This is a genomic window from Micromonospora lutea (assembly GCF_016863535.1).
GTDB lineage: Bacteria > Actinomycetota > Actinomycetes > Mycobacteriales > Micromonosporaceae > Micromonospora > Micromonospora lutea.
In genome coordinates, this window is the sequence record NZ_BOPB01000001.1 from 329391 (window position 1) to 335549 (window position 6159).

6 protein-coding genes are annotated in these 6159 nt (G+C 69.4%); all 6 read left to right on the forward strand.

The annotated features are described in order from the left end of the window. Positions 1-8: 8 nt before the first annotated feature. The 6 genes from Vlu01_RS01520 (at position 9) to Vlu01_RS01545 (ending at position 5838) form a co-directional block, all read left to right on the forward strand. The gene (locus Vlu01_RS01520) at positions 9-917 is read left to right on the forward strand and encodes an ABC transporter permease (protein ID WP_203991559.1); all 909 of its coding nucleotides are present in this window, start codon (positions 9-11) and stop codon (positions 915-917) included. 2 nt (positions 918-919) lie between these two features. Next, entirely contained in the window at positions 920-1750 is an 831-nt protein-coding gene (locus tag Vlu01_RS01525; protein WP_203991645.1) for an ABC transporter permease, read from the forward strand. A gap of 141 nt (positions 1751-1891) precedes the next feature. Further along, complete coding sequence (locus Vlu01_RS01530; RefSeq protein WP_239095621.1) at positions 1892-2698, forward strand: G5 domain-containing protein; 807 nt, start codon at positions 1892-1894, stop codon at positions 2696-2698. Positions 2699-2920: 222 nt separating this feature from the next. Beyond that, entirely contained in the window at positions 2921-3805 is an 885-nt protein-coding gene (locus tag Vlu01_RS01535; RefSeq protein ID WP_203991562.1) for a type IV toxin-antitoxin system AbiEi family antitoxin domain-containing protein, read from the forward strand. A gap of 312 nt (positions 3806-4117) precedes the next feature. Further along, positions 4118-4783 carry a response regulator transcription factor gene (locus Vlu01_RS01540; protein WP_203991564.1) on the forward strand — a complete coding sequence of 222 codons (666 nt, stop codon included), beginning with the start codon at positions 4118-4120 and terminating at the stop codon, positions 4781-4783. Then, positions 4780-5838, forward strand: a complete 1059-nt coding sequence (locus Vlu01_RS01545) for a sensor histidine kinase (RefSeq protein ID WP_203991567.1) — start codon at positions 4780-4782, stop codon at positions 5836-5838. Before Vlu01_RS01540 ends, Vlu01_RS01545 begins: the two co-directional genes overlap by 4 nt. Positions 5839-6159: the final 321 nt, after the last annotated feature.

Sequence of the window (6159 nt, forward strand, 5' to 3'; positions counted from 1 at the left end):
GCCACGGTGTGAACGTGCTGGCTCACCTGTCCGCCGGCGCCGGGCAGCCGTCGCCGCCGGCCGCCCGATCGGGGCGTCACCGGGTCCTGCCGTACCTGCTGGTGCTGCCGGGCGCGGCCTGGCTGTTGCTGTTCTTCGCCGTGCCGTTGGTGCAGCTCGCCGGAGCCAGCCTCTACGACCCCACCGGCTCGATCTCCACCGGATACGCGCTGAGCTGGGCGTTCGGCAACTATCCGGCGGCGGTTCAGGCGTACTGGCCACAGTTCGGACGGTCCTTTCTGTACGCCGGGGTCGCGTTGGCGCTGGCGCTGCTGATGGGCTATCCGCTGGCGTACGCCATCGCGTGCAAGGCCGGCCGGTGGAAGAACCTGCTGCTGGTCTGCGTGATCGCGCCGATGTTCTCCAGTTTCCTGGTGCGTACGCTGGCCTGGAAGACGATCCTGTCGGACAACGGTGCGCTGGTCGGGCTGCTGCGCGACGTGCACCTGCTCGGCCCCGACGGACGGTTGCTGGCCACCCCGATCGCGGTGGTGCTCGGCCTGACGTACAACTTCCTGCCGTTCCTGGCGCTTCCGCTGTACGCGAGCCTGGAACGCTTGGACCGCCGGCTGCTGGAAGCCGCCAGCGACCTGTACGCGGGCCCGCTGGAGACGTTCCGGCGGGTCACGCTGCCGTTGTCGAGGCCGGGCCTGATCGCCGGCGCCCTGCTCTTCTTCATCCCGGCGACCGGCGACTACATCAACGCCGAACTGCTCGGCACCCCGAACGAGTACCTGATCGGCAATGTCATCGACTCGGCGTTCCTGGTCCGGCTCGACCACCCGCAGGGCGCGGCGCTGTCGATGCTGCTGATGTCGGTGATCCTCGCGGTGGTCGTCGTACACCTCCGCCGGGCCGGCACGGAGAACGTCCTGTGAGGATGTCCCGTTGGCTCGCCGAACACTGGGTGATGGGTGTCGCCCTGCTGGTGCTCGGTTACCTGTTGCTGCCGGTCGTCGTGGTCGCCGCGCTGTCGTTCAACCGCCCGTCGAGCCGGCTGTCGTACGACTTCCACGAGTTCACCCTCGACAACTGGCGCAACCCCTGCGCGAGTTCCGACATGTGCGACGCGGTGCTGCGCAGCGTGCAGATCGGGTTCCTCGCCACCGTGGCGGCCACCGCCCTCGGCACGCTGATGGCGTTCGCCCTGGCCCGGCACCGGTTCCGAGGCAGCTCCGGGCTCCATGTGCTGATCTTTCTGCCGCTGGCGACGCCCGAGCTGGTGATGGGCACCTCGCTGCTCGCCCTCTTCGTCTCCGCCGGGGTGCCGCTCGGCTTCTGGACCATCGTCATCGCCCACGTCATGTTCTGCGTGTCGTTCGTGGTGGTGACCGTGAAGGCCCGGCTGGCCGGGATGGACCGGCGGCTGGAGGAGGCCGCGATGGACCTGTACGCCAGCGAGTGGCAGACGTTTCGCCGGATCACGCTGCCGCTGGTGCTGCCCGGCATCGTGGCCGCCGCCCTGCTGGCCTTCTCGCTCAGCTTCGACGACTTCATCGTCACGAACTTCAACTCGGGCAGCACCGTCACGTTCCCGATGTACGTCTGGGGTGCCGCCCAGCGGGGTGTCCCACCGCAGGTCAACGTCATCGGCACGGCCATGTTCCTGGTCGCGCTGCTGCTGGTGCTCGCCACGACGCTGCCCGGTCGGTGCGCCCGCTGCTCGGCTCGACTCGTCCGTTCGCAGGAGCGGCGCTGTCGACCTCGATGACGGTCGGCAGCCAGTCGTGTCGGCGGGGTGACGATCGGAGCCGAGTCGCAGCCCTGACGGTCACCGGACCAGTGCATTCGGTGAGGGCGATCAACGTGGCAGGGGATGGCACGGTGAGTACCGCCGACGAGACTCGTGGATGTGACAAATCCGAATGTCTTCTCCGCCCCACCGTCGAACTGGTTCAGCCGGCTCAGCCCTGGCCATCGGGTCACGATGATCCTGGGTGGAGTGTTCATGTCGTTCGTCCTGCTCTGCTGCGCGGGCAGCACGTTCGTGGGCGCCCTGGTCGATGAGCCGGAGCCGGTGCGTACCGGCACTGCCGCCGAAGAACCGGCGCCGGCCATCGTCGCCACGGCGGTACCCGCGCCGGCTGCTCCCACCCCCGACGGTGCGGAGCCCGTACCGGCAAGCTCCGACGATCCGACGCCGAGCGATGCGTCGGAGCCCGTTCCGGCGGCGAGCGATGCGTCGGAGCCCGTTCCGGCGGCGAGTGATGCGTCGGAGGCGACCAGGTCAGAGGAGACCGCTGCCCCCACCCCCGTGGTGCAGACGCGCAGCGTGGTGGAGAAGAAACCCATCCGGCACGGCACCCGCACGGTGCAGGACTCGTCGTTGGCCGAGGGAAAACGGGTGGTCCGTACCCGGGGCGTGGATGGCGTACGCACCGTGACCTACGAGGTGACCGTGGTCGACGGGGTGCAGACCAGTAAGAAGCGGGTCAGCTCAGTCGTGACGAAGAAGCCGGTCACCGAGGTCATCGCCGAGGGCACCAAGCCGGCCTCCCGGTGCGACCCCAACTACACCCCGTGCGTGCCGATCGCCAGCGATGTCGACTGCGCCGGCGGCAGCGGCAACGGGCCCGCGTACGTCACCGGTCCGGTCAAAGTCATCGGCACAGACATCTACGACCTAGACCGCGACAACGACGGCTGGGGCTGCGACTAACCCACCCCCACCCCTATCTGCGTCGATCATGCAGTTGTGGTTGTCGTTTCGCTACCTTATGTACTTTTTGCCACGTGCCATAACTGCATGATCGGCGGGACCGGGGCGGGGTGGGGTGCTGGGGCTAGCAGACGGGTGGGGTGGGGTGGGGGTTTTCCACAGGGCTGTTGGTTGTCCACAGGGGGCTGAAGGCGGCTCGATATCGGAGCACAGTCCGGTGGTGTGGCGGACGTTTTTCGATACTCCGAGTTGTTGGCGTCGGGTTGGAGCCGTGGGCGGGTCAGGTGCCGGCTTGAGGCGGGTGCGATCGCCCGGTTGAGTCGGGGGGTGTACGGGCCGGCGACCAGCCCCGGCCCGGAAGACCGGCTCGCTGAAGACCGGCTCGCTGAAGACCGGCTCGCGGCGGTCTTCGAGCGGCTGCCGGACGGGTGCGCCCTCGGCTACCAGAGTGGTGCGTCGCTGCACGGATTCGGCGACATCCGCTCCGGCGATCTGCACGTGATCGTGCCGGCCGGTCTGGTGGTGCCGCGCCTGCGGGGCGTTGTCACGCACGAGTCCGTCGTGCCGGTACGAGATCCGATCTGGACTGGCGGCGTACCGTGTGCGCCTGCGGCTCGCTGCGCGATCGATCTTGCGAGGACGTTACGACGGATGGATGCCTTGCCGGTGCTGGACCTCTGTCTACGAGTTGGCGCCTGCGGCATCGACGATCTGCGGAGTGAGATCGCAGCACATCGCGGGTTGCGCGGCATTCGTCAGGCGCGACGGCTGGTCGAGCTGGCCGACCCTCGCGCCGAGTGCCGCCAGGAAAGCCAACTGAGACTGCTTCTCGTGGACGCAGGACTGCCGGTTCCGGAGCCTCAGTGCTGGGTTTACGACCGGGATGGTCTGGGGGTCTACCGGCTCGACCTGGCCTACCGCGAGTACCGGATCGGCATTGAGTACGACGGGCTTTCCCACCTCGATCCTGATCGTCTCCGCCAAGATCGGATACGGATGAACTGGCTGGCGGACGAGGGCTGGCGGATGCGGCATTTCACTGCCCACGATCTCTACCGCCGCCCCACCCACATCACCACCACCATCCGCTCCCTCCTCACCCCCTAACAACACCCCACCCCACGCCCCACCCCGCCCCTTCGCCCCCACCCCGCCCTTCGCCCGCCCCCTCGCCCCCGCCCGCCCCGTTGATCATGCAGTTGTGGCACCTGTCATAAGGGGCGTATGTGGATACAACGGGAGCCACAACTGCATGATCGCGGGGAGCGGGGAGCGGGGAGCGGGGAGCGGGGAGCGGGGAGCGGGGGAGTGGGGTGGGGTGGGGTTACGTGGAGTATTGGGGTGGCGGGTGCTTACGGAACTCTTAACTGTGGCCTGGGAACGTATGCCCCGACAGCGAGACCAACGGGGAGCGGAAGCGTGCGGGTGCTGGTAGCGGACGACGAGCGGTTGTTGGCGGACACCGTCGCCGAGGGGCTGCGTCGCCTCTCGATGGCGGTGGACGTCTGCTACGACGGTTACGGAGCGTTCGAGCGGGTCGGGGTGAACCGGTACGACGTCGCGGTGCTGGATCGGGACATGCCTGGACATACCGGTGACGAGGTGTGTCGCAGCCTCGCCGAGTCCGGATCCGGTACCCGGGTGCTGCTGCTCACCGCCGCCGCCGGGATCCGGGACCGGGTGGAGGGCCTGGGGCTGGGCGCCGACGACTACCTGACCAAGCCGTTCGCCTTCGCCGAACTGGTGGCCCGGGTACAGGCACTGGGTCGCCGCTCCGCCCCGGCCGTACCGCCGGTGCTGGAGGCACAGGGCGTACGTCTGGACGTGGCTCGGCACACGGTCACCCGGGGCGGTCGTCCGGTCAACCTGAGCCCGAAGGAGTTCGCGGTGCTGCACGTGCTGCTCCGCGCCGAAGGCCGGGTGGTCAGCGCTGAGGACCTGCTGGAGCAGGCGTGGGACGAGTTCGCTGACCCGTTCACCAACGTGGTCCGGGTCACCGTGATGACGCTGCGCAAGAAGCTCGGCTCGCCTCAGATCATCCACACCGTTCCCCGGACCGGGTACCGCATCGGTGGTGCCGAGTGACCCCGCGCTGGCGGATCGTGCTGGTCGGCGTGATCGCCCTGCTCGTCGGGTGCGCCCTGCCCGGCCTGACGCAGTGGGTGCTCGGCGGGGTGTGGGCGGGCGCCAGAGGGATCTGCCACACCGGGGTGCCCGGCGTGAGTCTGGTGTGCGCACCGGCGCGGGAACTCATCGGTCTGGCCGTTCCGCTCACCGGGCTGGGCATCCTCGCCCTCTCGGTCGCCGGGATCTGGGCCGCGGCACGGTGGTGCCTACGCCCGGTGCGGGACCTGGCCGGGCCGATCGCCCAGGTCGGACCGCAGAATCTCGGTCACCGGCTGCGGCCGCGCGGCAACGACGAACTGGCCCGGTTGGCCCGGTCCATCGACGAGATGATGGAGCGCATCGCCGCGGGCTACGAGGGGCAGCGGCGGTTCGCGGCGAACGCCTCCCACGAACTGCGTACGCCGTTGGCGGTCCAACGGACGCTGATCGAGGTCGGCATGTCCCGGACGCTCACCGGTGAACAACTGGACCTGCTGACCGGGCAGTTGCTGGAGACCAACGAACGCAACGAGCGGCTCATCGAGGGGCTGCTCGCGCTCAGCGAGAGCGACCAGGGGCTGCACTCACGTACACCGCAGCGGCTGGACAAGATCGTTACCGGGGTGCTGGCCGCGTACCAGGACCGGATCACCGAGGCCGGGGTGACGGTGCAGAGTCACCTGGAGCCCCGGGTGGTGATGGGCGAGCGGGTGCTGCTGGAACGTCTGGTGTCGAACCTGGTGGAGAACGCGATCAAGTACAACCGGCCGGGGGGCACGCTCACCGTCACGGTCGGTCGCAGTCCCGCCCTGACCGTGGTCAACACGGGCCAGGTGGTGCCGGCCGAGGCGGTGGCGGGGCTCTTCGAGCCGTTCCGGCGCCTGGCCCGGGATCGTACGAACCACAGCGGTGGCGCCGGCCTCGGCCTGGCCATCGCTCGCTCGATCACCCAGGCGCATGACGGCCTGATCGCCGCCCGCCCGGCCGAGTACGGCGGGCTGCGGGTGGACGTCCAACTGCCCACCGCACCCTGACCCGGCCGCCCGGCCGGCATCCGAACCACCACCCGCCGAACGGGGCCGCACACCGTGGCAGCCCGACCTTCGGCGTGCCCGCGAAACGAGCGCACCCGAGCGCACTGGCAGTGCCCGAAATTCACTGGCCGGGCGGGTGTACGACCGCGCAGGGGCGCCCGCGACCTGATCGGCACACCCGGCAACTGGTCGGTGTGCCAGCGACGGAGAGGAAAGACCATGACCACCCGTGACCACGCCGTGGTCGAGGCGGCCGTCGGGCGGCCCGCCCCCGGTGGCCCCGGCAGCGGACCGGCCACATCCGGCACCGGATCGGCCACG